Annotated in this window: 20 protein-coding genes; 12 read left to right on the top strand and 8 right to left on the bottom strand. The window is 64.5% G+C overall.

Going from position 1 to position 23,907, the window contains the following annotated elements; all coding sequences use genetic code 11:
• Positions 1-62: 62 nt before the first annotated feature.
• From BSY16_RS15360 to puuE, 3 genes are read right to left on the bottom strand one after another with little or no spacing between them, the layout of a single operon-like run.
• A complete protein-coding gene (locus tag BSY16_RS15360) occupies positions 63-548 on the bottom strand; it encodes an ureidoglycolate lyase (RefSeq protein ID WP_069060473.1) in 486 nt (161 codons plus the stop codon).
• Complete coding sequence (alc, locus tag BSY16_RS15355) at positions 545-1,552, bottom strand: allantoicase (protein WP_069060472.1); 1,008 nt, start codon at positions 1,550-1,552, stop codon at positions 545-547. The genes BSY16_RS15360 and alc overlap by 4 nt, the downstream gene beginning before the upstream one ends.
• Before the next feature lie 10 nt (positions 1,553-1,562).
• Positions 1,563-2,981: an allantoinase PuuE gene (gene puuE, locus BSY16_RS15350; protein WP_069060471.1), complete on the bottom strand. Its 1,419-nt coding sequence runs from the start codon at positions 2,979-2,981 to the stop codon at positions 1,563-1,565.
• A 163-nt stretch (positions 2,982-3,144) separates the two neighbouring features.
• Here puuE and uraH point away from each other — a divergent pair, with 163 nt between their 5' ends.
• From uraH to xdhC, 4 genes are read left to right on the top strand one after another with little or no spacing between them, the layout of a single operon-like run.
• Positions 3,145-3,510, top strand: a complete 366-nt coding sequence (gene uraH, locus BSY16_RS15345) for a hydroxyisourate hydrolase (protein WP_069060470.1) — start codon at positions 3,145-3,147, stop codon at positions 3,508-3,510.
• Between the two features lie 3 nt (positions 3,511-3,513).
• On the top strand, positions 3,514-4,995 hold the full coding sequence (gene xdhA / locus BSY16_RS15340; protein ID WP_069060469.1) for a xanthine dehydrogenase small subunit: 1,482 nt from the start codon (positions 3,514-3,516) through the stop codon (positions 4,993-4,995).
• Between the two features lie 3 nt (positions 4,996-4,998).
• On the top strand, positions 4,999-7,353 hold the full coding sequence (xdhB, locus tag BSY16_RS15335; protein ID WP_069060468.1) for a xanthine dehydrogenase molybdopterin binding subunit: 2,355 nt from the start codon (positions 4,999-5,001) through the stop codon (positions 7,351-7,353).
• A gap of 4 nt (positions 7,354-7,357) precedes the next feature.
• Positions 7,358-8,206, top strand: a complete 849-nt coding sequence (xdhC, locus tag BSY16_RS15330; RefSeq protein WP_069060467.1) for a xanthine dehydrogenase accessory protein XdhC — start codon at positions 7,358-7,360, stop codon at positions 8,204-8,206.
• On the opposite strand, the gene BSY16_RS15325 is transcribed toward xdhC, so the two are convergent.
• Positions 8,196-9,140, bottom strand: a complete 945-nt coding sequence (locus BSY16_RS15325) for a LysR family transcriptional regulator (protein ID WP_069060466.1) — start codon at positions 9,138-9,140, stop codon at positions 8,196-8,198. The genes xdhC and BSY16_RS15325 overlap by 11 nt on opposite strands.
• Positions 9,141-9,280: 140 nt before the next feature.
• On the opposite strand from BSY16_RS15325, the gene BSY16_RS15320 reads away from it, so the two are divergent.
• Positions 9,281-10,522, top strand: a complete 1,242-nt coding sequence (locus BSY16_RS15320; RefSeq protein WP_069060465.1) for a urate hydroxylase PuuD — start codon at positions 9,281-9,283, stop codon at positions 10,520-10,522.
• Entirely contained in the window at positions 10,519-11,862 is a 1,344-nt protein-coding gene (guaD, locus tag BSY16_RS15315) for a guanine deaminase (RefSeq protein WP_069060464.1), read from the top strand. Before BSY16_RS15320 ends, guaD begins: the two co-directional genes overlap by 4 nt.
• On the opposite strand, the gene BSY16_RS15310 is transcribed toward guaD, so the two are convergent.
• Both BSY16_RS15310 and bhcR read right to left on the bottom strand, forming a co-directional pair.
• The gene (locus tag BSY16_RS15310) at positions 11,863-12,159 is read right to left on the bottom strand and encodes a hypothetical protein (RefSeq protein ID WP_069060463.1); all 297 of its coding nucleotides are present in this window, start codon (positions 12,157-12,159) and stop codon (positions 11,863-11,865) included.
• Between the two features lie 53 nt (positions 12,160-12,212).
• Positions 12,213-13,040, bottom strand: coding sequence for an HTH-type transcriptional regulator BhcR (gene bhcR, locus BSY16_RS15305; protein ID WP_069060462.1), 828 nt, complete (start codon positions 13,038-13,040; stop codon positions 12,213-12,215).
• A 163-nt stretch (positions 13,041-13,203) separates the two neighbouring features.
• Between bhcR and gcl the strand changes: the two genes are divergently transcribed.
• The 4 genes from gcl to BSY16_RS15285 all read left to right on the top strand — a co-directional run bounded on the left by gcl (position 13,204) and on the right by BSY16_RS15285 (position 18,232).
• Complete coding sequence (gene gcl / locus BSY16_RS15300; RefSeq protein ID WP_069060461.1) at positions 13,204-14,988, top strand: glyoxylate carboligase; 1,785 nt, start codon at positions 13,204-13,206, stop codon at positions 14,986-14,988.
• Between the two features lie 70 nt (positions 14,989-15,058).
• A complete protein-coding gene (gene hyi, locus BSY16_RS15295) occupies positions 15,059-15,838 on the top strand; it encodes a hydroxypyruvate isomerase (RefSeq protein WP_069060460.1) in 780 nt (259 codons plus the stop codon).
• A 76-nt stretch (positions 15,839-15,914) separates the two neighbouring features.
• Entirely contained in the window at positions 15,915-16,799 is an 885-nt protein-coding gene (locus BSY16_RS15290) for a 2-hydroxy-3-oxopropionate reductase (protein WP_069060459.1), read from the top strand.
• A gap of 164 nt (positions 16,800-16,963) precedes the next feature.
• On the top strand, positions 16,964-18,232 hold the full coding sequence (locus BSY16_RS15285) for a glycerate kinase type-2 family protein (protein ID WP_069060458.1): 1,269 nt from the start codon (positions 16,964-16,966) through the stop codon (positions 18,230-18,232).
• Between the two features lie 55 nt (positions 18,233-18,287).
• Here BSY16_RS15285 and BSY16_RS15280 read toward each other — a convergent pair whose 3' ends face one another.
• Positions 18,288-20,087: an ABC transporter ATP-binding protein gene (locus BSY16_RS15280; protein ID WP_069060457.1), complete on the bottom strand. Its 1,800-nt coding sequence runs from the start codon at positions 20,085-20,087 to the stop codon at positions 18,288-18,290.
• Positions 20,088-20,343: 256 nt separating this feature from the next.
• Here BSY16_RS15280 and BSY16_RS15275 point away from each other — a divergent pair, with 256 nt between their 5' ends.
• Both BSY16_RS15275 and BSY16_RS15270 read left to right on the top strand, forming a co-directional pair.
• Positions 20,344-21,546 (top strand): glycosyltransferase family 4 protein, encoded by a 1,203-nt coding sequence (locus BSY16_RS15275; protein ID WP_069060456.1) that lies wholly within the window; start codon positions 20,344-20,346, stop codon positions 21,544-21,546.
• 17 nt (positions 21,547-21,563) lie between these two features.
• A complete protein-coding gene (locus BSY16_RS15270; protein WP_069060455.1) occupies positions 21,564-22,616 on the top strand; it encodes a glycoside hydrolase family 5 protein in 1,053 nt (350 codons plus the stop codon).
• On the opposite strand, the gene BSY16_RS15265 is transcribed toward BSY16_RS15270, so the two are convergent.
• On the bottom strand, positions 22,563-23,897 hold the full coding sequence (locus BSY16_RS15265) for a hypothetical protein (RefSeq protein WP_069060454.1): 1,335 nt from the start codon (positions 23,895-23,897) through the stop codon (positions 22,563-22,565). The genes BSY16_RS15270 and BSY16_RS15265 overlap by 54 nt on opposite strands.
• Between the last annotated feature and the right edge of the window lie 10 nt (positions 23,898-23,907).

Genomic DNA, 23,907 nt, shown 5'->3' with positions numbered 1-23,907 from the left:
GAAGGCAAAGAAGTGCCGGCCCGTGGAGGCGGGCCGGCGGATCCGCATCCCCGGTGGATGGATCAGCGGATCAGGAAGGTTTCGTCGTAAAAATGCTCTTCGAGGTTTACGCCCTCGCCGGCGCGGTCGACCACGGCAAAGTCGGACACCGTCTCGAGCGGTGTGAGGATGCCGTGCCAGATGTTGCGGCCGATATTGACGCCCTGGCCTGGTGCGGTGCGGAAGGCGATCGGCTCGGCCGGGCCGTTTTCCGTTTCTTCGGCGACGACGACGAGGAAGGGGCTTTCGCCGAGCGGAATGAAGGCCTGGCTGCCGAGCGGGTGACGCTCGACCATCTTCAGTTCCAGCGGCAGCGGATAGGGTTCGCCGCGCAGCAGGCTGATCATCGGACGGGCCTTCTCGCCGGTCGTCTCGATATTGGCGAGGTCGTGGTAGCGCGTGCACTTGCCCGCATTGATCGGGAAATTGTGCGCGCCGTCCTGCTCGATGACCTGGCCGAAAGGCGCGAAGGCCTCGCGGGTCAACGGTTTGATCTCGATGGTCTTCATGTCTTTCCTCCCTCGGCCAGATGGCCAAAAACGCGCAGACGGCTGATGCCGCCGTCCGGATGAATGTTCAGGCGGACATGGGTTACGGCACCCGCCCGCTTCACGAGATGGCCGTCGAACGTGTGGATACGGTCGGCGGCCAGTTTCTGCTCGGGCAGGATTTCCTGCCAGAACATCGACGCGGCGGTGACAAGGGTGGGGAGGTCCCCCGTCGTGCCCGTCAGGTCGGCGGCCTGCATGGAGCAGGCATCCGGGTAATTGCCCTTGAAATGGGCGGTATCGACGACGATGCTTGTCACCGTCGCTCGTGCGGCAAGCTTGACCACGATCCATTCGTGGCCCGGCTCCCGGCGGCGGCTGGTCTCCCAGCCGTCACCCATATTGACGCCACGGCCGGGCGCGAGCAAGCGCTGATGACCGTAGTGCCCGTTGGAAAGCGCGATCACCTGCCCGCCGGAAAGCGCAGACGCGAGATCGATCGGTCCTTCGGCCGGGTCGAGCGTCGGCGTCCCATAGACGCGCAGCCGCGCCACCCCGCCATCGGGATAGATTCTCAGCCGCACATGGCTGTAGAGCCCCGCCGAGGCGCAGTCGAAGAAATGCTGGGCGCTCGGGCCGAGTGGGCTAGCCGCCAGCAGTTCCACCCATTCCGTCCTGTCGTCCGGGCCTCCCGGTGCATGACAGCCCTCGATGGCGCAGGCCGTCGGGTAGTTGCCCGTGAAAAAGGCCGTGTCGACGTCGAAGCCGCGGATACGGCCGGGTTTTGCCAGCGCGATGACGGCATGGTCGTGGCCCGGCCCGCGCCGCCGGCGTGTTTCCCAGCCGTCCATCCACTTGCCGTTTTCGTCGTAGCGGCCGGGATGGTAGACGGCGGGTTCGTCGGCCAGCATGCGCGACAATGGCCCGAAGAACTCGTCCGTCGCGAAGAGGCCGCTTGCCCCGAGACCTGCCGAGGCAAGATTGATCGTTCCGCGCGCGAAGGCGGGCAGGGCGGCGCTCGACATGGCCCGTCGCTCAGGCCGGCAGCAGCGCTTTGAGCCGCAGCAGCCCGATCCGCTCGACCTGCTTGCAGGCCGTGGCGAATTCCGTGTCGCGGTCATTGGCGATGCGTTTTTCGAAGGCGGCGAGGATGCTGGCTTTCGTGTTGTCGCGCACGGCGATGATGAACGGGAAACCGAATTTTTTCACGTAGTCAGTGTTGAGTTCGGTGAAGCGCGCGCGCTCCTCGTCGGTCAGCGCGTCGAGGCCGGCAGAGGCCTGTTCGTCGGTCGAGCTTGCCGTCAGGCGCTTGGCCTGCGCCAGCTTGCCGGCAAGGTCCGGGTGGGCGACGAGCACGCCGAGGCGCTGTTCTTCGCTCGCCGCACGGAACTGGAAGGTCAGCGCTGCGGCAAGGCCGATGGCGGTATCGTTCGCCGGCGAAAGTTCGCCCGCCCAGGCGCGCCGCGCAACCCAGGGGGAATGCTCGAAAATATCGCCGAAGCGTGTTACGAACGCCTCTTCGGCCATCTGCGAGGGTCGATCGGCCTGCGGCCGCGGCGGATGGCTCTTCGCCCAGTGCTCGGCGATATCGACGCGCCGCGGGATCCAGACCTTTTCGTGACCCTGGATGTAGTCGATGAAGCGGGCAAGCGCCATGACGCGGCCGGGGCGGCCGATCAGGCGGCAATGCAGGCCGATGCTCATCATCTTCGGGTTGCCCGCCTTGCCTTCCGCATAGAGCGCGTCGAAGGAATCCTTCAGGTAGCTGAAGAACTGGTCGCCGCTGTTGAAACCCTGCGGGGTCGCAAAGCGCATGTCGTTGGCGTCGAGCGTGTAGGGGATGATGAGCTGCTGCTTGCCATCATGCTCGTACCAATAGGGCAGGTCGTCCGCATAGGTATCGGAGACGTAGTCGAAGCCGCCCTCTTCGGCGACGAGATCGACCGTGTTCACCGAACAGCGGCCGGTATACCAGCCGCGCGGCCGTTCGCCGGTGACGAGCGTGTGCAGGCGGACCGCCTCGGCGATCGCCGCGCGCTCCTCCTCGGCCGGCATGTCCTTGTGCTCGACCCATTTCAGGCCGTGCGAGGCGATCTCCCAGCCGGCGCCGAGCATGGCGGCGACCTGGGCGGGTGAGCGCTGCAGAGCGGTGGCGACGCCGTAGACCGTGACGGGCACGTTCTTTTCCGTCAGCAGCCGGTGCAGGCGCCAGAAACCGGCACGGGCGCCATATTCGTAGATCGATTCCATGTTCCAGTGGCGCTGGCCCGGCCATTGCGCCGCACCGACGATTTCGGAGAGGAATGCTTCGGAGGCGGCATCGCCATGCAGCACGCAGTTTTCGCCGCCTTCCTCGTAGTTCAGCACGAATTGCACGGCGACACGCGCTTCGCCCGGCCACTGGGCCGCGGGCGGGGTCTCTCCGTATCCGTGCATGTCACGGCAGTATCGCATGGGAACGCTCCTCCAAACGTAGTTGATGGCAAATGTCTAACCCAAGAATCGTGTGCGCCATTCCCCCGTAAATTTTGAAAGTCTCGAACGATCATCCTGCTTTTCAGTGGGTTGGGCTTGACGGATAGTGGCAGGAGGAGTGCTGTGTTCGGGAGGAAAAACCATGCAATCTCATTCGCAAGGATCTGGTCGGCTGACGACCCACGTACTGGATACCGCGCTCGGCAAACCCGCCGAGGGCCTGCGTATTGAGCTTTTCCGTGTCGAGGGCGATGCGTTCCATCTCCTGAAGACCACCGAGACGAACGATGACGGCCGCTGCGATGCGCCGCTTCTGTCGGGCGAGACGATGAAGGCCGGCACCTACGAGCTGCGCTTCCACGCCGGCGACTATCTCGGCCGCACGACGGATGGCCCGCTGTTCCTCGATATCATTCCCATCCGCTTCGGGCTTGCCGATGAAGGCGCGCATTACCATGTGCCGCTGCTCGTCTCGCCGTTCAGCTATTCCACCTACCGCGGGAGTTAATCCATGGCCGTCGAAATCCGCTCCGAGCTGCGCTTCATCCTCAACGGCAAGGACGTGGCCCTTCGCGATGTCGCACCGGACCACACGCTGCTCGACTGGCTGCGCCTCTCCCGCCTGCTGACGGGGACCAAGGAGGGCTGCGCCGAGGGCGACTGCGGCGCCTGCACCGTTCTGGTCGGCCGCCTGACGCCAGAGGGCGGTCTCGTCTACGAGGGGGTCAATGCCTGCATCCGCTTCATGGGCTCGCTCGACGGCTGTCATGTGGTGACGGTCGAGCATGTCGCCGCCCGCGACGGCCACCTGCACCCGGTGCAGCAGGCGATGGTGGATTTTCACGGCTCGCAATGCGGCTTCTGCACGCCGGGCTTCGTCATGTCGCTCTATGCGCTGTGGATGCAGACACCCCATCCGAGCGACCAGCAGATCGAGACGGCGCTCCAGGGCAATCTCTGTCGCTGCACCGGCTATGAGCCGATCCTGCGCGCGGCGCGGGCCATCTCCAGCTATGGCGGGACGGACAAGGACCCGCTTTTGACTGAACGCGCAACGATGATCGCGCGCCTCAAGGCGCTGCGGGACGGTGCGCGCGTCGAGATCGCCGACGGCAAACACCGGCTGGTCGTACCGGCCAGCCTCGACGATTTCGCTGCCGTGCTGGAGGCAACGCCGACCGCGACCGTGGTCGCCGGCTCCACCGATGTCGGCCTCTGGGTCACCAAGCACATGCGGGATATCTCGCCGGTGGTCTTCATCGCCGGGCTCGACGAGCTGAAGTCGATCACGGTCAAGGACGGCACGGTTTCGATCGGCGCCGGCGTCACCTATTCCGAGGCGATCGACACGCTGTCGCAGCATATTCCCGCACTCGGCCCCCTGATCAACCGCATCGGCGGCCAGCAGGTGCGCAATATGGGCACGATCGGCGGCAACATCGCCAACGGCTCGCCGATCGGCGACACGCCGCCGGCGCTGATCGCGCTCGCCAGCACGCTCACCTTGCGCAAGGGGTCGGTTCGGCGCACCATTCGCCTGGAAGACTACTTCATCGCCTATGGCAAGCAGGATCGCCAGCCCGGCGAATTCGTCGAATCCGTGCATATACCGGCACCGGCAGCGGCGGAAAAGTTCGCCGTCTACAAGGTGACCAAGCGGCGCGACGAGGACATCACGGCGACGCTCGGCGCCTTCCGCCTGGCACTGGCCGCCGATGGCACGGTGGCGGAAATCTGTATCGCCTATGGCGGCATGGCGGCGACGCCGAAGCGGGCCTTCGCCGTCGAAAAGGCACTTGTCGGCCAGCCCTGGACCGAGGCCACGGTGGAAGCGGCAATGGAAAAGTACGCGGAAGACTATGCGCCGCTGACCGACATGCGGGCTACCGCCGAATACCGCGCGCTGGTGGCGAAAAACCTGCTTCTGCGGTTCTTTATGGAAACGACATCCAGCGATGCACCCGCACAGGTGTCCAGATACGAGGCTGCGTGAGCCATGAACAAGCACACTCCTGATCTCAAGGCAGAAAAGATCGAAGGCGGCGTCCATGCGAGCATCCGCCACGATTCAGCACACAAGCATGTCGCCGGTTCGGCCGTCTATATCGACGACATCACCGAACCCGCCGGCACGCTGCATGCCGGCTTCGGACTGTCGACCGTCGCGCACGGCATTCTGAAGTCCGTCGATCTTTCGGCGGTGCGGGCGGCCCCCGGCGTCGTCGACGTGCTGGCGCATGAAGACGTGCCCGGCGTCAACGACATCTCGCCCTCCTACATGAACGACGACCCGGTGCTCGCCAATGGCAAGGTCGAGTTCCACGGCCAGCCGATCTTCTGCGTGATCGCGGAAACCCGCGAACAGGCCCGCCGCGCCGCGCGGCTCGCCAAGATCGAATACGAGGAACTGCCGGCCGACATCGACATCTGGGACCTCGACGTCAAGACGCACCGGCAGGTCGTCACGCCGCTGACGCTGAAGCGCGGTGACGCGGCGGCAGCGCTTGAAAGCGCGCCGCGCCGCGTGACGGGCCGCATGCGGCTTGGCGGCCAGGACCATTTCTATCTCGAAGGTCAGGTGTCGCTTGCCGTTCCCGGCGAGGACGACGAAGTGCTCGTCTACTGCTCGACACAGGGCCCGAGCGAGACGCAGCACATGATCGCGCATGCGCTCGGCGTGCCGAGCAATGCGGTGACGGTGGAAGTGCGCCGCATGGGCGGCGGCTTCGGCGGCAAGGAAACCCAGGCGAACCAGTGCGCGGCGCTTGCCGCCATCGCGGCCAAGAAGCTCAACCGCGCCGTCAAGGTGCGGCTCGACCGCGACGAGGACATGGTCGCGACCGGTAAGCGGCACGATTTCGCCATCGACTACGATGTCGGCTTCGACGACGAGGGCCGCATCCTCGGCATCGACTATACGTTTGCATTGCGGGCCGGCTTTTCCGCCGACCTGTCCGGTCCGGTCGGCGACCGGGCGCTGTTTCATTGCGACAACGCCTATTTCTTCCCGCATGTGCATGCCAAGTCGGCGCCGCTCTACACCAACACGGTGTCCAACACGGCGTTCCGCGGTTTTGGCGGCCCGCAGGGCATGGTTGGCGCGGAACGCGTCATCGACGAGGTGGCCTTCGCCGTCGGCAAGGACCCGCTCGAAATCCGCAAGCTGAATTTCTACGACGCGATGGGCGTCGAAGGAGATCGCAACCTCACGCCGTACCACCAGAAGGTCGAGGACTGCATCATCCAGCGCATCGTCGCGGAGCTGGAGGAAAGTGCGGATTACGCCGGGCGCCGCAAGGCGATCGCCGAATTCAACGCGAAGAGCCGCATCGTCAAGCGCGGGCTTGCGCTGACGCCGGTGAAATTCGGCATTTCTTTCACCAAGACGGAATCCAACCAGGCCGGCGCGCTGGTGCATGTCTACACGGACGGCTCCGTGCACATGAACCACGGCGGCACGGAAATGGGCCAGGGCCTGCACCTGAAGGTGGCGCAGGTGGTGGCGGAAGAGTTCCAGATCGATCTCGACCGGGTGAAGATCACGGCGACGACGACCGCCAAGGTGCCGAACACCTCGCCGACCGCCGCCTCCTCGGGCGCCGACCTCAACGGCATGGCGGCGCAGGATGCCGCGCGCCAGATCAAGGACCGGCTGATCGATTTCGCGGCGGAAAGCCATCAGGTGCCGCGCGACCAGGTGGTGTTCCTGCCGAACCGGGTGCGCATCGGCAATGCGGAAATCTCTTTCAACGAACTGGTCAAGAAGGCCTATATGGCCCGCGTCCAGCTCTCGGCGGCCGGCTTCTACAAGACGCCGAAGATCCACTGGGATCGCTCGAAGGGCCGCGGCCATGCCTTCTACTACTATGCCTATGGCGCGGCCTGCTCGGAGGTTTCCGTCGACACGCTGACCGGCGAATATATCGTCGAGCGCACCGACATCCTGCACGACACCGGCCGTTCGTTGAACAAGATCATCGATATCGGCCAGATCGAGGGCGGCTTCATCCAGGGCATGGGCTGGCTGACGACGGAGGAACTGTGGTGGGACGGCAAGGGGCGGCTTCGCACCCATGCGCCCTCCACCTACAAGATCCCGCTCGCTTCGGATCGCCCAAAAATCTTCAACGTCGCGCTGACCGACTGGTCGGAGGCCTATGAGCCGACGATCCACCGCTCCAAGGCGGTCGGCGAGCCGCCGCTGCCGCTCGGCCTTGCCGTGCTGCATGCGCTGTCGGATGCGGTAGCGAGCGTGGCGGACCACAAGATCTGCCCGCGTCTCGATGCGCCCGCGACGCCCGAATGCGTGCTGATGGCGATCGAGCGGCTGAAAGCCCAGGCGAAGGGGTGATGTCATGCCGGCCGCTCGCGAAGACATCCGGGATTTCCTGCGCCGCGAGCCGGGAGCGATCCTGGTCGAAGTGACGGGTGCCGCGGGCTCCACGCCGCGCGACACCGATGCCTGGATGCTGGTATCGGAGCGGGCGATCTTCGCGACGATCGGCGGCGGGCAGCTGGAATATATGGCGATCGACCAGGCGCGCCGGGCGTTGCGCTCCGGGTCGGCCGCCGAGCCGATGAACGTGCCGCTCGGGCCGGAAATCGGCCAGTGCTGCGGCGGTCGGGTCGGGCTGTCCTTCACGGCGCTCAATCCGGCCCTCGTGAAAGACCTGATCGACCGCAGCGATCGGGAAATGGCGTCGCGGCCGCATGTCTATGTCTTCGGCGCGGGCCATGTCGGCGATGCGCTGGCCATGGCGCTGTCGCTTGCGCCACTGCGCGTCGTGCTGGTGGATACGCGCGAGGATGAACTCGTCGCCTGCACGGTGCCGCGCATCGAAACCTGCCTGACGGCGATGCCGGAGGCCGTGGTGCGCGATGCACCGGCCGGCAGCAGCTTCGTCATCCTCACCCACGACCATGCGCTCGATTTTCTCATCACCGCCGAGGCATTGCGGCGGGAGGATGCGGCCTATGTCGGCATGATCGGCTCGAAGACCAAGCGCACGACCTTCCGCAACTGGCTAACGCGTGAAATCGACCGGCCGGAGCTGTTTTCCAATCTCGTCTGCCCGATCGGCGGTACGGCGGTGAAGGACAAGCGTCCGGCGGTCATCGCAACGCTTGCGGCGGCCGAGATCATGACGGCGGCGCTGAGCTGGGTTGCCGCCAAGGCGGAGCGCCGGGTGGCGGTCAGTCGCTAGACGCTTCGGCGGCCGGCTCGTCTGCGAGCAGCTTGCCGATCAGCCGCTGACATCGCTCGGCCATGAAATCGATCATCAGGCGCAGTTTCGGATCCTGGAAGCGCTTGTGCGGATAGATCGCCGCGAGCTGTACAGCAGCCGGCGGCGCGTCCTTCAGGATTTCCACCAGACGGCCTTCCTTCAGATGCGCCTTCACCTCGAACAGCGGCTTGTTGATGATGCCGCGATCCTCCAGCGCCCATTGGGTCAGGACGTCGCCGTCGTCGCTGTCATAGGGGCCGGCGACCTCGAACTTGCGCGGGCCGTCCGCCGTCACCAGCGTCCAGTAATATTCCTTCGAACCGGGATAGCGCAGCAGCAGACAGTCGTGTTTGTCGGCGATCAGCGCATCGGCATTCGCAGGCGTGCCGCGGCGGGCGAGATAGGTCGGCGACGCACAGAGCACGCGTTCGCAATTGAGGATGCCGCGCATGCGCAGGTTCGAATCCTCGAGCACGCCGAGCTTGAAGGCGACATCGACGCCTTCGGCGAGAATATCGACATTGTGGTCCGACAGGCGCACGCGCACTTCGATATCCGGGTATTTATCGTGGAATTCCGGGATGCCCGAGGCGATGAGCCGCCGGCCGATGCCGAGCGGCGCGGTGATCCTGAGCGAGCCCTTGGGGTTGCGCGAGAGATCGGCGATCGCCGCTTCCGCCTCGTTGACCGCCTCGATGATCTTCACGGCGCCATCGTAGAACACCCGGCCGTGCTCGGTCGGCGAGAGCTTTCGCGTCGTGCGGTTGAACAGCCTCACGCCGAGATGGCGCTCCAGTTCCTTGATGCGATTGCTGGCGACTGCGGGGGTGACGCGCTGGTCGCGCCCTGCCGCCGAAAGGGTACCGAGTTCGACCACACGAACGAAGACGCGCACATTATCGAGATAGGACATGGTTCTTTCTACCACATTGGCGTGCAGATCAAAGTGGGCGTGATCTTATAGATTTTTTTGAAAGTGTTGAGGATTCACCGGGATTTCCGCGAAAATCACTTGATGGCAAACAGGTGCATGGAAAATGGGTGGAGGCCCCTATGTACGAATATGCCATTGCCTGGGACTGGCTCATGTTTGCCGTCCGCTGGCTGCACGTCATCACGGCGATTGCCTGGATCGGCTCGTCCTTTTATTTCGTCGCGCTCGACCTGGGCCTGAAGAAACATCCCGACCTGCCGCCGGGTGCGCATGGCGAGGAGTGGCAGGTCCACGGCGGTGGTTTCTACCACATCCAGAAATACCTGGTCGCGCCGGCCGCGATGCCCGAGCACCTCGTCTGGTTCAAGTGGGAAAGCTACGCCACGTGGCTCTCCGGTTTCGGCATGCTCTGTCTGGTCTATTATGCCGGGGCGGATCTCTACCTGATCGACCCGAACGTGCTCGACGTCTCGAAGCCGGTGGCAATCGCCATCTCGCTCGCGTCGCTGGGCTTCGGCTGGATCATCTACGACCTGATCTGCAAGTCGCCCTTCGGCAACGACAACACGCGGCTGATGGTGGCGCTGTATTTCATCCTGGTCGCGGTGGCCTGGGGTTACACGCAGCTCTTCACGGGCCGCGCCGCCTTCCTGCATCTCGGTGCCTTCACGGCGACGATCATGTCGGCGAACGTGTTCTTCATCATCATGCCGAACCAGCGCGTCGTCGTTGCCGACCTCATCGCCGGCCGCACGCCCGACCCGAAATACGGCAAGATCGCCAAGCAGCGTTCCACGCACAACAACTACCTGACGCTGCCCGTGCTGTTCCTGATGCTGTCGAACCACTATCCGCTGGCCTTTGGCACGGAGTTCAACTGGATCATCGCCTCGCTGGTCTTCCTGATGGGCGTCACGATCCGCCACTATTTCAACACCACATCCGCCAATGCCGGCAATCCGACCTGGACCTGGCTGGCAACGGCGCTGCTCTTCGTCCTCATCATGTGGCTCTCCACGGTGCCGAAGGTTCTGACGGGCGAGACGGCCGATGCCAAGGTCTCGGCTGTCCAGCAGAGCTTCATCACGGCGGAAGCCTTCCCGAAGGTGCGTGACACGGTGCTTGGCCGCTGTGCCATGTGCCACGCCAAGGAACCCGGCTGGGAAGGCATGGTCGTGCCGCCGAAGGGTGTCGTGCTGGAAACGGATGGCGACATCGCCAACCATGCGCGCGAAATCTATCTGCAGGCCGGCCGGTCGCACGCTATGCCGCCGGCCAATGTCACCCAGGTTTCGGACGAGGAGCGCAAGCTCTTCGTCGCCTGGTACGAAAGCGCTGTGAGCGGGGAGAAAACCCAATGAGCGAACTGCTGATCCGTGGCCGTGTCCTGACCTTCGTCAATGAGCCGCAGGGCATCGACGATACTGCCTCCTATCGCTACTTCGAGGACGGAGCGGTGTTCGTGCGGGGCGGCAAGGTCGTCGAGGCCGGCGATTATGCGGATGTCAGCAAGCGTGCCGGTGCCGAGGTCGAGGTCGCAGATCACCGTCCGAACCTCATCCTGCCCGGCCTGATCGACACGCATCTGCATTTCCCGCAGACCCAGGCGATCGCCTCCTATGGCGCCCAGCTTCTCGAATGGCTGAACACCTATATCTTCGTCGAGGAGCAGAAGTTTTCGCGCCCCGCCCATGCGGCGGCCGTGGCGGATCGCTTCATGGACGAGCTTCTGTCGAACGGCACGACGACCGCGGTCGCCTATTGCTCGGTGCATCCGGAAAGCGTCGAGGCCTATTTCTCGGCGGCCGAAGCGCGCGGCATGCGCATGATCGGCGGCAAGGTGATGATGGACCGAAATGCGCCCGACGCGCTGCGCGATACGCCGCAGCAGGGCTATGACGAGACGAAGCGGCTGATCGAGAAGTGGCATGGCCGCGGCCGCGCGCACTATGCGATCAGCCCGCGTTTTGCCATCACGTCGACGCCGGAGCAGATGGAGATGAGCCAGGCGCTCGTTGCCGAACATCCGGAATGCTACGTCCAGACGCACCTGTCCGAAAACCGCGACGAGATCGCCTTTGCGACCTCGCTCTACCCGGCGGCCAAGGATTATACGGACATCTATGCCCGTTACGGCCTGCTGAACGACCGCATGCTGCTCGGCCATTGCATCTATCTGAGCGACCGGGAGATTTCGGCTCTGGCCGAGAGCGGTGCCGTCGGCGTCTTCTGCCCGACCTCGAACCTCTTCCTCGGTTCGGGCCTGTTCGACCGCGACCGCTTCGACAAGCTCGGCGCCCGCTGGTCGGTTGCGACCGATGTCGGTGGCGGCACGAGTTTTTCCATGCTGGAAACCATGGACGAGGCCTACAAGGTGCTGCACCTGCAGGGCCAGCGGCTGACGCCGTTTGCCTCCTTCTACCGCATGACGCTCGGCAATGCCCGCGCGCTCGGCCTCGACAACCATATCGGCTCGCTGCATGCGGGCGCGGATGCGGATATCGTCGTGCTCGATTCCAGCGGCAAGTCGGCGATGGAATACCGCATGCAGACGGCCACGTCGCTCGCCGAAGAACTCTTCATCCTTCAGACCATGGGTGATGACCGCTGCGTGGCGGAAGTCTATGTCGCCGGCAAGCCCATGAAGGGCAAGGCGGCCAAGCGTGCGGCTGCGGCAAGCCGCCTGCTCGAAAGCGCCTGACTATTTGAGGGTGCAGACACCGTTCGCGCCGCCGTGTCCGGTATAGGAAACGGCGGGCGAACCATCCGGGTTGATCGAGAGCGAAATCGTCACCCCGTGGCCCTTGGCCTCGTAATAGTTGTCGTTGAAGACGTGCAGCTTGGCTTCCGTGCCATTGATATAGATCGGCCCGCCCTCGTCGGCATGAACTTCGATATTGCCGGGACAGGTGGCGTTGACGAGCGGGATCTTTGCAACAGCGGGACTTGCTGCAAGAAGTGCGAAGGCGGCGATGGCAAAACGGGCTTTGGCTATCATCGGCAAATCCTCTCGTGACTACGCCGAGTAGACTGGCCGATAAGGCTTTAAAGTCAAGCGCGCTTCGCCCGCCCGCCCATCGCCTTGGTCAGCCCTTCCGCCGCCGCGCGAACGACCGGCCCGAAGGCGTCGACCTTGCTGTCGGGCAGGCGCACCGCCGGTCCCGACACCGAAATGCCGGCGACCGCCTCACCATATTCGTCGAAGATCGGGGCCGCCACGCAGCGCATGCCGAGCGTGTGCTCCTCGTCGTCGATCGACCAGCCGCGGATGCGGATCCTTGCAATATCCTCCAAGAGCGTCGGCACGGAATCGCGCGTCTTGTCGGTGAAATGCTGCAGGATGCGGCCAGCCAGCAGCGCCTCGATACGGGCGTCCGGCCAGGTCGAGAGGATTGCCTTGCCGATGCCCGAAGCATGGATCGGCCCGCGCCGGCCGGGGCGGAAGAAGGCGCGCATTGGCGCATGGCTCTCCACCTGCGAGATGAAGACCACGTCACCGTCGTCCTCGATGGCGATATTGGCGGTTTCGCCGCAGCCTTCCATCAACTGCTTGAGGAACGGCCGGCTGATCGTGCCGAGCTTGCGGAAGCGCAGATAGGCGGTGCCGATCTCGAAGGCCTTGACGCCGATCGTCCAGGCACCCGTCTCGCCGTCATGGGTGACCATGCCGTGCTGGGCAAGCGAGGTCAGCAGCCGGTGCACCGTGGAGGGCGCCATGCCGGACTGGTCGGCAAGGTCGGTCAGGGCAGCGCCATCCGCCTGTGCCACCAGCTCCAAGAGCTTGAGGCTGCGATCCAGCACCTGCACGGAGGAGGCCACCGCATTTTCCGCCGGTTTGCGCCCCGGCCTGCCCCGCGTCTTTTCCTGATGCTCTGCCATGTCATTTCTCCTGTCCGCCGCAGTCATGACATAGCCGGCCCGCGTCGATTGTTCCAGTTTCGTTGAAAATGTTTATTTCCATCTGATGGGATTGATTTCCATTTTATGATTGCGCCGGGTCATAAATGCGTTACCTTCCATCCCAAGAGACGGAGGAAATCCCATGGCTAAAATGCGTGCTGTCGATGCTGCGGTACTGGTTCTGGAAAAGGAAGGTATCGATTGTGCCTTCGGTGTTCCGGGTGCAGCGATCAATCCCTTCTATTCGGCGCTGAGGGCGCGCGGCACGGTTCGCCATGTTCTCGCCCGTCACGTCGAAGGCGCAAGCCATATGGCGGAAGGTTACACCCGTGCCCGCGCCGGCAATATCGGCCTGTGCATCGGCACCTCGGGTCCGGCCGGCACCGACATGATCACCGGCCTTTATTCGGCAGCAGCCGATTCGATCCCGATCCTCTGCATCACGGGTCAGGCGCCGCGCGCCCGCCTCGACAAGGAGGACTTCCAGGCGGTCGATATTGCGAAGATCGCAGCGCCCGTCACCAAGTGGGCGGTCACCGTCATGGAGCCGGGCCTGGTTCCCTATGTCTTCCAGAAGGCGTTCCACACCATGCGTTCGGGCCGCCCCGGCCCGGTCCTGGTCGACCTGCCGATCGACGTCCAGCTCGCCGAAATCGAATTCGATATCGATGCCTATGAGCCGCTCGAGCCCTACAAGCCGGCCGCAACGCGGGTCCAGGCCGAGAAGGCGCTCGCCATGCTGAACGCGGCCGAACGCCCGCTGATCGTCGCCGGTGGCGGCATCATCAATGCGGATGCCTCGGACCTGCTGGTCGAATTCGCTGAAATCACCGGCGTTCCGGTCATCCCGACGCTGATGGGCTGGGGCACGATCCCCGACGACCATCCGCTGATGGCCGGCATGTGCGGTCTGCAGACCTCGCATCGCTACGGCAACGCGACGATGCTCGCCTCCGACTTCGTTCTCGGCGTCGGCAACCGTTGGGCCAACCGCCACACCGGCAATGTCTCGACCTACACAGAAGGCCGCACCTTCGTTCACGTCGACATCGAGCCGACCCAGATCGGCCGCGTCTTCACGCCCGATTTCGGCATCGTCTCGGATGCGGGTGCAGCACTGAAAGTCTTCCTCGACGTTGCGACGGAGTGGAAGGTTGCCGGCAAGCTGCGCGACTGGTCCGGTTGGGCCGAGGAATGCCGCGAGCGCAAGCGCACCATGCTGCGCAAGACCCATTTCGACCAGGTGCCGCTGAAGCCCCAGCGCGTTTACGAAGAGATGAACAAGGCCTTCGATCGCGACACCTGCTACGTTTCGACCATCGGTCTGTCCCAGATCGCCGGCGCGCAGTTCCTGCACGTCTACAAGCCGCGCAACTGGATCAATTGCGGCCAGGCCGGCCCGCTCGGCTGGACGCTGCCGGCAGCGCTCGGTGTTCGTGCCGCCGACCCGGATCGTCCGATCGTCGCCCTGTCGGGTGACTACGACTTCCAGTTCATGATCGAGGAACTGGCCGTCGGCGCCCAGCACAAGCTGCCCTACCTGCATGTCGTCGTGAACAACTCGTATCTCGGCCTCATCCGCCAGGCCCAGCGCGGCTTCAACATGGACTTCGAAGTCTCGCTCGCCTTCGACAACATCAATGCGACCGCGGATTCGGAAGCCGGCTACGGTGTCGACCATGTCGCGGTTGCCGAAGGTCTCGGCTGCAAGGCCATCCGGGTGCGCAGTGCCAACGAGTTCCAGGAAGCTTTTGCTACGGCGCAGGCGCTGATGAAGGAACACCAGGTTCCTGTCGTCATCGAGTTCATTCTCGAGCGCGTCACCAACATCGCCATGGGCGCCGACATCAATGCCGTCGTCGAGTTCGAGGAGCTTGCCGAACGCGGCGAAGACGCCCCGACCGCCACGTTCGCCCTGCTGGATTGAGGACAAGCAATTCCAGGAAAAGTGTGAAGCGGTTTTCCGTTCGGAATTGCGACGAAAAAGGAAGAACACCATGCCGAAATTTGCGGCCAACCTGACCATGCTCTTCAACGAGGCGCCCTTCATGGAGCGCTTCGGCCTCGCCGCCAAGGCCGGCTTCGAAGGGGTCGAGTATCTCTTCCCCTATGATTTCGACAAGGATGCGATCCGCGCCGAACTCGACAAAAACGGCCTGACCCAGGTGCTGCACAACCTGCCGGCCGGCAACTGGGCCGGCGGCGAACGCGGCATCGCGGTCCTGCCGGACCGCGTCGACGAGTTCCGCCAGGGCGTGGCCAAGGCCATCGACTATGCGACGACGCTCGGCTGCAAGCAGGTCAACTGCCTGTCGGGCATTGCGCCTGCCGGCGTGCCGGACAGCGTGCTGCGCTCGACCTTCGTCGCCAACCTGAAGCTTGCGGCGACCGAGCTCGGCAGACACGGCATCAAGCTGCTGATCGAGCCGATCAATCACTTCGACATTCCGGGCTTCTATCTCAACACCCCGGACCAGGCGGCCTCGATCATCGCGGAAGTCGGCAGCGACAACCTGTTCATCCAGTACGACCTCTACCACCAGCAGCGCACCGAGGGCGAACTGATCGGCACGTTCAAGAAGCACCAGGCCAGGATCACCCACGTGCAGCTTGCCGACAATCCGGGCCGCAACGAACCGGGCACCGGCGAGATTGCCTATCCCTTCGTGTTCAAGACGCTCGATGCGCTCGGCTACGACGGCTGGATCGGCTGCGAATACAAGCCGCGCGCCACCACGCAGGAAGGCCTCGGCTGGCTGGCCGAAGTCGGCCGCTGAGCACAGCAATTCCAGCGGTTTTGCGCCCGGAATTGCGCAAAACAAGCAAATAGTTTCAAGATTGGGAGTTTAGATCATGGCAAATATCGGTTTCATCGGCCTCGGCATCATGGGCACCCCCATGGCGCGCCACCTGCAGAACGCCGGCCACACGGTCGTCACCTCGAAGTTTTTCATCCCGCCGCACAAGGACCTGGTCGATAACGGCCTGCAGATCGTCGACAGCCCGAAGGCGTTGGCCGAGACCGTCGACACGATCATTCTCATGCTGCCCGACACCCCGGAAGTGCAGGACGTGCTGTTCGGCGAAAACGGTGTTTCCTATGGCCTCAAGACCGGCAAGCTCGTTGTCGACATGAGCTCGATCTCGCCGATCGCCACCAAGGAATTCGCCAAGAAGATCCGCGAAACCGGTGCCGAATATGTCGATGGCCCGGTCTCGGGTGGTGAAGTCGGCGCCAAGAACGCCTCGCTCTCCATCATGGCCGGCGGTTCGCAGGAGAGCTTTGACCGGGCGCTGCCGCTCTTCCAGCTGATGGGCAAGAACATCACGCTGGTCGGCGATTGCGGCGACGGCCAGGTCACCAAGGTGGCCAACCAGATCATCGTCGCTCTCACCATCGAAGCGGTTGCTGAAGCCCTCGTCTTCGCCTCGAAGGCCGGTGCCGATCCGGCCCGCGTCCGTGAAGCACTGATGGGTGGCTTTGCCTCCTCGCGCATTCTCGAAGTTCATGGCGACCGCATGGTCAAGCGTACATTCGATCCTGGCTTCCGCATCTCGCTGCACCAGAAGGACCTGAACCTGGCTCTCCAGGGCGCCAAGGCGCTGGGCGTTTCGCTGCCCAACACCGCCTCGACGCAGGAACTTTTCAACCAGTGCGCCGCCCACGGCGATGCGGGCCTCGATCACTCAGGTCTCGTCACGGCGCTGGAGCGCATGGCGAACCACGCCGTCGCATGACGGCCTGACCGGGCGGGGAGGGGAGCCCCGCCCGGTCACCCTTTTCTGGAGGAGGAAGACAGCCTCTCATCCCGCCATGCCATCTTCCGCTTTGGAGGATGGCACTGGCTTGCGGATGAGGGGCTGTGTTTAATACGACCACCCGCATGACCCGGAGGAACCGCATGCCGCCCATCGCCGATCCGCGCGCCTTTCTCGAAACCCTCTTTTCCGTCGCGGTCGCTGCCGCCGACCCGGAAAAGGTGCTGGCCGCCAACCTGCCGGAAAAGCCGAAGGGCCGCACGGTGGTGATCGGCGCCGGCAAGGGTGCCGCGCAGATGGCGCGTGCCTTCGAGCGGCTGTGGGATGCGCCGCTCACGGGCGTCATCGTCACGCGCTATGGATATGCCGTGGCTTGCGAGCGCATCGACGTTCTCGAAGCCGCCCATCCGGTGCCGGACGATAGCGGCCTGCTCGCCTCCGGCCGGTTGATGGCCGCCGTGCGGGGCCTGACGGCAGACGATCTGGTCGTCGCACTCGTCTGCGGCGGCGGTTCCGCGCTTTTGCCCGCACCGGCCGGTGATTTGACGCTGGCCGACGAAATCGCCGTCAACAAGGCATTGCTCGCCTCCGGCGCGCCGATCAGCGCCATGAATGCCGTGCGCAAGCAGGTCTCGCGCATCAAGGGAGGACGGCTTGCGGCACTTGCCCATCCCGCCCGCGTGGTGTCCCTCGTCGTCTCCGACATTCCGGGCGACAACCCCGCCCTCGTCGCCTCCGGCCCGACCATTGCCGACGCCACGACGCGCGCCGATGCGCTTCGTCTCATCGAGCGCTACCGCCTCGACCTGCCCGACGCCGTGATGCGCCATATCCGCGACGGCAAGGACGAGCCGCCGCTGCCGTCCGATGCCTGTTTTGCCCGCAACGAGGTCAGGCTCGTCGCCTCCGCCGCCGTCTCATTGGAGGCGGCTGCCGAAGCCGCGCGGAAGGCCGGCGTCGAAGCCGTCATCCTTTCCGATGCGATCGAGGGCGAGGCGGCGGAAGTCGGCCGCGTTCACGCAGCCATCGCCGCCGAGGTCGTGCGCCGTAACCGGCCTTTCCGGAAGCCGGTTGTCATCCTCTCGGGGGGAGAGACGACCGTGACGATCAAGGGCAAGGGCAAGGGCGGCCGTAACGGCGAATTCCTGCTGTCCTTCGCCTGCGCCACGGATGGTCTCGACGGCCTTTCCGCGCTTGCCGCCGACACGGACGGTATCGATGGTTCGGAAGACAATGCCGGTGCCTTCGCCGATGGGGGCACCGTCGCGCGCCTCGCCGACAAGGGCAAGGATGCCGCCGAATTTCTCTCCCGCAACGACAGCTGGACGGCCTTCGACGCGCTCGGCGACCTCTTCGTACCCGGTCCGACCGGCACCAATGTCAACGATTTCCGGGCGATCCTCATCCAGTAGCGTGGCATGAAGACAGCCGGGTAAACCGGGGCCGGGCGTTTTTGACAACGGTGGCTCAGGCCGCCTCCGCGTGCCCCGTCTGGATGTTCCACAGGTTGCGGTAGAGGCCGGGGCACTCCACGAGCCTGTCATGCGAGCCGGACTGGATGATGCGGCCCTCGTCCATCACGTGGATGGCGTCCGCATGCACCACGGTGCTCAGCCGGTGCGCGACGAGGATCACGGTGCGCTTGCCCTTCATCTTGGCGAGCGAACGCTGGATCGCCGCTTCCGTCTCGTTGTCGACGGCGCTTGTCGCCTCGTCTAGGATGAGGATGGCGGGATCGATCAGCAGCGCGCGGGCGAGCGCGATGCGCTGGCGCTGGCCGCCGGAAAGTTTCTGGCCGTATTCGCCGATCTCGCTTTCGTATCCGTCCGGCAGATCGCGGATGAAGCCATCGGCTTCCGCCATTCGCGCGGCCGCCTCGACCTCCTCGCGGCCTGCGGCCGGCTTGCCATAGGCGATATTGTCGGCAATCGAGCCGGCAAACAGCGTTACCTCCTGCGGAACCCACGCCATGCTCTTGCGCAGCCGCTCGCCCGACCAGTCGGCTAGCGGCACGCCATCGAGCGTAATGCGGCCCTTCTGCGGGCGGATGAACAGGCCGAGCAGCTTGATCAGCGTCGACTTGCCGCTGCCCGTCGGGCCGACCAGCGCCACCGTCTCGCCGGCCCGGATGGCGAGGTTGATATCGGTCACGCCGCCGGGACCGGTCGTGTAGCGGAAACTTACGTGGTCGATCTCGAAGCGGCCGGAGACCGTTGCGTCGTGCTCGCCATGCGGTTCGCCGCGCGGTTCGTCGAGCAGGCGCAGGATGCGGCGCGTCGAGGCCATGGCGCGTTCATAGAGGTCGGCGATTTCCGCCAGCCCCGTCATCGGCCAGAGCAGGCGCTGGGTCAGGAAGACGAGCAGGCCATAGGCGCCGACCTGCATCTGCCCCGTCAGCGTCAGCCAGCCGCCGATCAGGAAGGTGGCGAGGAAGCCGGACAGGATCGCCATGCGGATGATCGGGATGAAAGCCGAGGAGACGCGGATCGCCGCCCGGTTCGCCTCGACATAACCGAGGCTTTCCCTCGTCAGCGCCGCCGTCTCACGCACTTCCGCGCCAAAGGCGCGGATGGTCTGGAGGCCCTGCAGGTTGGTGGTGAGCCGTGCGCCGAGGCCGCCGGCGCGTGCGCGCACCGCGTCGTAACGCGCCTGTGCGCGGCGCTGGAACCAGAAGGCGCCAGCAATGATCGCCGGCACCGGCGTAAAGGCGATGACCGCTATCAGCGGGCTGACGATGAAGAAGACCGCGCCGACGAGAATGACGGCGGCAAAGGTCTGGATCAGCTCGTTGGCGCCGCGATCGAGGAACCGTTCGAGCTGGTTGATGTCGTCGTTCAGCACCGCGACGAGATCGCCGGAGCGGTTTTCTTCGTAAAAACTCGTCGGCAGGTGCTGGGCGTGGTCATAACAGAGGATACGCAGGCGGTGCTGCACGTCCTGCGCCAGGCCGCGCCAGAGGACCTGGTAAAAATATTCGAAGAGTGATTCGCCAAACCAGATCAGAAAGGTCGCGATACCGAGCAGGGTGAGCTGCTGCACAGGATCGGTGATGCCGATCTGCGCCACGAAGGAATCCTTGCCGCGCACCACCACGTCGAGCGCGGTGCCGATCAGGATTTCCGGCATGACGTCGAAGATCTTGTTGATGACCGACGAGGCGACCGCTCGCACCACGCGGCCCTTTTCCTCGCTGACAAGCGACAGCAACACCCGGAGCGGATGACGTTGGCCGGAGGAGAGCGGGGCAGAAACTGGCGAGGCAGTCATGGGATCGGAACCTGTTTTTGGGGGGCGTAGCGCGCCCGAACGCCAGAGCTGGCGACGTTCACGCCTCTAGCCGGGAGAACCGGCGCTTGCAATCTCTTAATCCTGTTCGCCAAAGAAGCGCCGCCCAAAGCCTGCCTTAACGTCACCTTAAGGTTGCCCGCGCCTTGATCGGCGCGAAAGGGCGGATGACGCCGCCCGGCATCGCCCGAACCATGTGCGGGTGCAGCGTTTCAGCCCTTTGCGACGGATGACCGGAATGAGCCCAGCAACCATCACCTCCTCCGCCAATGCCTCGGCCCCGCTCGCCGTGCAGGTCGTGCGCCAGTACATCCCGAACCGCGGCGGGCTGGAGGATGTTGTCGCACAGCTTTCCCGCCAGCTTTTGTCGCGCGGCTTTCGCGTGCGGGTCGTCACGCTCGACCGGCTGTTTTCCGCTCCGGACAAGGCCCTGCCCGCCCGCGAGATGATCGACGGCGTCGAGGTCGTGCGCATTCCCTTCTCCGGCAGCACGCGGTATCCGATCGCGCCAAAAGTCTTCCGCCATCTCGCTGACGCCGACCTCGTGCATGTGCATGCGATCGACTTCTTCTACGATGCGCTGGCTTGGGGCTGGCTCCTGCATCGCAAGCCGCTCGTCGCCACCACCCATGGCGGCTTCTTCCACACGGCGAAGTTCTCCGGCCTCAAGACGCTGTGGTTCAACACGACGACCCGTTTTTCCTCCTTCGCCTATCGCCGGATCATCGGGTGCAGCGCGCAGGATACCCGCACGTTCCAGCGCATCGCCGGCCGCCGTGTCACCCGCATCGACAACGGTGCCGACACGCAGAAATTCGCCGATGCGGGCGCGCGCGAACCGCGCCGCCGGCTGATCACGATCGGTCGCTTCTCCGTCAACAAGCGCCTTGACCGGCTGATGGACGCCATGGTGCCGCTGGTGGCTGATAATCCCGAATGGCATCTGGAGATCGCCGGCGTGCCGGGCGATCATTCCGGAGACGATCTTGCCGCCATGGTGCGCGCCCGCGGGCTCGAGAAGAATGTCGATGTGCATGTCGGCCTGTCGAACGGCGCCGTGCGCCACCTGATCGGCGATACCTCGCTGTTTGTCTCGGCCTCGGAATATGAAGGTTTTGGCCTTGTCGCCATCGAGGCGATGACGGCGGGGCTGGTGCCGGTGCTGCACCCGAACGTCGCCTATACGGACCTTGCGGCCAGCCACCCCGAAATCCGGCTTTGCGATTTTGCCGATGCACGGCTTGCCGCCGAAGGTCTTGGCGATGCCTATACGATGCTTTCGCGCGACCCGGCCGGCTATCGCCGCGCCGCAATCGACGCGGCTGCGGCCTATTCGTGGGACCGGGTGGCGGATCGCTATGTCGACGTCTATCGTGCCGCCCTTGGCGACGGCCGGCGCGAGGAACCACGTGGCTTGCTCACGGAGCGGACCGGCGCCTGAGCCGAACGGAGACAGGCATGCGATCCTCATCCCGGAGCGGAACACTCTTTCGACTGGTGGCAGCCATGGTGGCCTTTTCGGTTCCCCTCCAGGCGAGTGCGGGATGCCTGCGCGGCATCAATCTCGCCGGCGCCGAATTCGGCGAAGGACGTGGGACCTACAACAAGGACTATGCCTACCCTTCGGAAAAGACGATCGCCTATTTCGCCGGCAAGGGCTTCAATGCCGTACGGCTGCCCTTCAAGTGGGAGCGGTTGCAACCGCGGCTCGGCCGCGGCTTCGACAAGGCGGAAAGGAAGCGGCTTGCCGAAACGGTCAAGGCGCTGCGCGGTGCCGGCATGACCGTCATCCTCGACCCGCACAACTACGCCTATTACGGCGACAAGCAGATCGGCTCGACCGAGGTGCCCAACAGCGCCTTTGCCGATTTCTGGAAGCGCCTTGCGGAGGACTACAAGGATGACGACGGCGTGCAGTTCGGCCTGATGAACGAGCCGCACGACGTGCCGGCCGACCAATGGCTCGCCTCCGCCAATGCGGCCATCGCCGGAATTCGCGAAACGGGTGCCAAAAACCTCATCCTGATCCCCGGCACGATCTGGACCGGTGCGCACAGCTGGGAGGACGACCGGCCGGGCGGCGCGAACGGCGCCGTCATGCTCGGTATCGAGGATCCTGCCGACAACAATGCCTACGAGGTCCACCAATATCTCGACAAGGATTTTTCCGGCACGACCGACACCTGCGAACGGGCGGATGACGCGGTCGGTGCTCTCCAGCATTTCACCGATTGGCTGAAGCGCAACGGCAAGCGCGGCTTTCTCGGTGAGTTCGGTGCATCGGCCAATCCCGCCTGCCTGGACGGGCTAACCCGCATGACGGCGCTGATCGGCAAGGAAGCGGATGTCTGGACCGGCTGGACCTACTGGGCGGCGGGTGACTGGTGGCCGGCGACGGAACCGCTCAACATCCAGCCGACCGCCGAGGGCGACCGGCCGCAGCTCGCAGCCCTCGTTTCAGGCGGCAACCTGCCGGCCCGGCCCGGCAGCTGCCTTGCGCTTCGCCGCTAGAAGCGTCGCCAGTTCCTTGCCATGGTCGAAGGCATTGGAACTGCCGAGGATGAACCACATCAATGCGGCCGTCTTGATCGAATAGAACGAATCGCTGATCAGCATCAGAAGCAGCATGTAGACGATGACCATCGAGTGGAATTTCCACGCCTTCGCATGGGCGACCGGTGCATGCACGAACAGGCTCCAGAGCATGATGAAGCCAAAGAGGCCGAACGCCACCAGCGAATAGGCAAGGCCTGAATCCGAGACGAACTGGCTGGTCGTTTCGATGCCGAGTACGACGCCGATCGTCAGCTGCGTCAGGATATGCGCCGTCACCGCAAAACGCCCGGCAAGATCGTTCGGCCCGCCACCCTCCACCGAGGTCACGCCATAGACCGCCAGCACCGCCAGAAGCAAGAAGGGCAGCACGCTCCAGACGATGCGCGGCAGGAGCTGGTAGAACGGATAGAGCAGCGTGATGAGCACGCAGGTGTAGAGGCCGAAACGCGCATCCGCCAGCGCCACCACAGTGAAGGCGAGCAGGAAGGTGAGCCAGCGCCCCTTGAAGGCCCGGCCGCGAAACAGCGCCCAAGAATAGATGATCACCGCGAAATTGCCCATGGAAACCGGCTCCAGGAACACCGAGGAGACGCGGTGCTGGCCGAGGAAAGGCAGGATGGTGCGCGCTTCCGGGCGCTGGCCGGAGATGAACAGGCCCTTGGTCTGGCCGAAGGTCTGGTCGAGCGTCACGGAACCACGCGCGAGGTAGTACCCGATCACGTTGAAATATTCGAGGAAGGTTTCGAGGAAGAGATATTCGAACAGGCCGAAGACGACGACGATGACGGCGCTTGCCACCACCAGCCGGTCGCAGAGTTTGAGGTCGGCGATGCGCCGGCCCATGAAATAGAACACCAGCGGGATCAGGATGTCGCGGATCGGCTTCGGGTTGACCGCGCCGCCGCGCAGCATGAACAGGAAGACCATGTAGGTGAAGAACACGGCGAGGAAGATGTAGAGGCCGGACTTGCGCGTCATCGCGGCGATGAAGGTGCAGCCGACGATCGCCAGTTCGGCGAGCATCACATGGCTGTCGGCCACGCCCATGATGCGCGTGTTGACGAAGGCGAGGAACGGATTGAACACCAGCGCGCCGAGCACGGTGATGATCGCGAGAAACCGGTAGAGCCGCATGGCGAGCGGCATGCCGCCGTCCGCCGTGTCGGGCGCCGGCACGGCATGGTGGACGAAACCGCCGGAGCCGGAATGTCCTGCATAGGCCTGCCGCGCCGCCATCTCGCTCTCC

It is taken from the genome of Sinorhizobium sp. RAC02 (assembly GCF_001713395.1).
Classification (GTDB): domain Bacteria; phylum Pseudomonadota; class Alphaproteobacteria; order Rhizobiales; family Rhizobiaceae; genus Shinella.
This window is presented reverse-complemented; position numbering and strand designations above follow the sequence as displayed.

Bases quoted from the DNA above. Each gene is read 5' to 3' on its own strand.
- guaD (WP_069060464.1), top strand. From the start codon at position 10,519: ATGAGCGAACTGCTGATCCGTGGCCGTGTCCTGACCTTCGTCAATGAG.
- bhcR (WP_069060462.1), bottom strand. From the start codon at position 13,040: ATGGCAGAGCATCAGGAAAAGACGCGGGGCAGGCCGGGGCGCAAACCG.
- BSY16_RS15270 (WP_069060455.1), top strand. From the start codon at position 21,564: ATGCGATCCTCATCCCGGAGCGGAACACTCTTTCGACTGGTGGCAGCC.
- BSY16_RS15275 (WP_069060456.1), top strand. From the start codon at position 20,344: ATGAGCCCAGCAACCATCACCTCCTCCGCCAATGCCTCGGCCCCGCTC.
- puuE (WP_069060471.1), bottom strand. From the start codon at position 2,981: ATGCGATACTGCCGTGACATGCACGGATACGGAGAGACCCCGCCCGCG.
- BSY16_RS15280 (WP_069060457.1), bottom strand. From the start codon at position 20,087: ATGACTGCCTCGCCAGTTTCTGCCCCGCTCTCCTCCGGCCAACGTCAT.
- xdhB (WP_069060468.1), top strand. From the start codon at position 4,999: ATGAACAAGCACACTCCTGATCTCAAGGCAGAAAAGATCGAAGGCGGC.
- alc (WP_069060472.1), bottom strand. From the start codon at position 1,552: ATGTCGAGCGCCGCCCTGCCCGCCTTCGCGCGCGGAACGATCAATCTT.
- hyi (WP_069060460.1), top strand. From the start codon at position 15,059: ATGCCGAAATTTGCGGCCAACCTGACCATGCTCTTCAACGAGGCGCCC.
- xdhA (WP_069060469.1), top strand. From the start codon at position 3,514: ATGGCCGTCGAAATCCGCTCCGAGCTGCGCTTCATCCTCAACGGCAAG.
- BSY16_RS15320 (WP_069060465.1), top strand. From the start codon at position 9,281: ATGTACGAATATGCCATTGCCTGGGACTGGCTCATGTTTGCCGTCCGC.
- BSY16_RS15285 (WP_069060458.1), top strand. From the start codon at position 16,964: ATGCCGCCCATCGCCGATCCGCGCGCCTTTCTCGAAACCCTCTTTTCC.
- BSY16_RS15310 (WP_069060463.1), bottom strand. From the start codon at position 12,159: ATGATAGCCAAAGCCCGTTTTGCCATCGCCGCCTTCGCACTTCTTGCA.
- BSY16_RS15325 (WP_069060466.1), bottom strand. From the start codon at position 9,140: ATGTCCTATCTCGATAATGTGCGCGTCTTCGTTCGTGTGGTCGAACTC.
- BSY16_RS15360 (WP_069060473.1), bottom strand. From the start codon at position 548: ATGAAGACCATCGAGATCAAACCGTTGACCCGCGAGGCCTTCGCGCCT.
- BSY16_RS15290 (WP_069060459.1), top strand. From the start codon at position 15,915: ATGGCAAATATCGGTTTCATCGGCCTCGGCATCATGGGCACCCCCATG.
- xdhC (WP_069060467.1), top strand. From the start codon at position 7,358: ATGCCGGCCGCTCGCGAAGACATCCGGGATTTCCTGCGCCGCGAGCCG.
- gcl (WP_069060461.1), top strand. From the start codon at position 13,204: ATGGCTAAAATGCGTGCTGTCGATGCTGCGGTACTGGTTCTGGAAAAG.
- BSY16_RS15265 (WP_069060454.1), bottom strand. From the start codon at position 23,897: ATGGCGGCGCGGCAGGCCTATGCAGGACATTCCGGCTCCGGCGGTTTC.
- uraH (WP_069060470.1), top strand. From the start codon at position 3,145: ATGCAATCTCATTCGCAAGGATCTGGTCGGCTGACGACCCACGTACTG.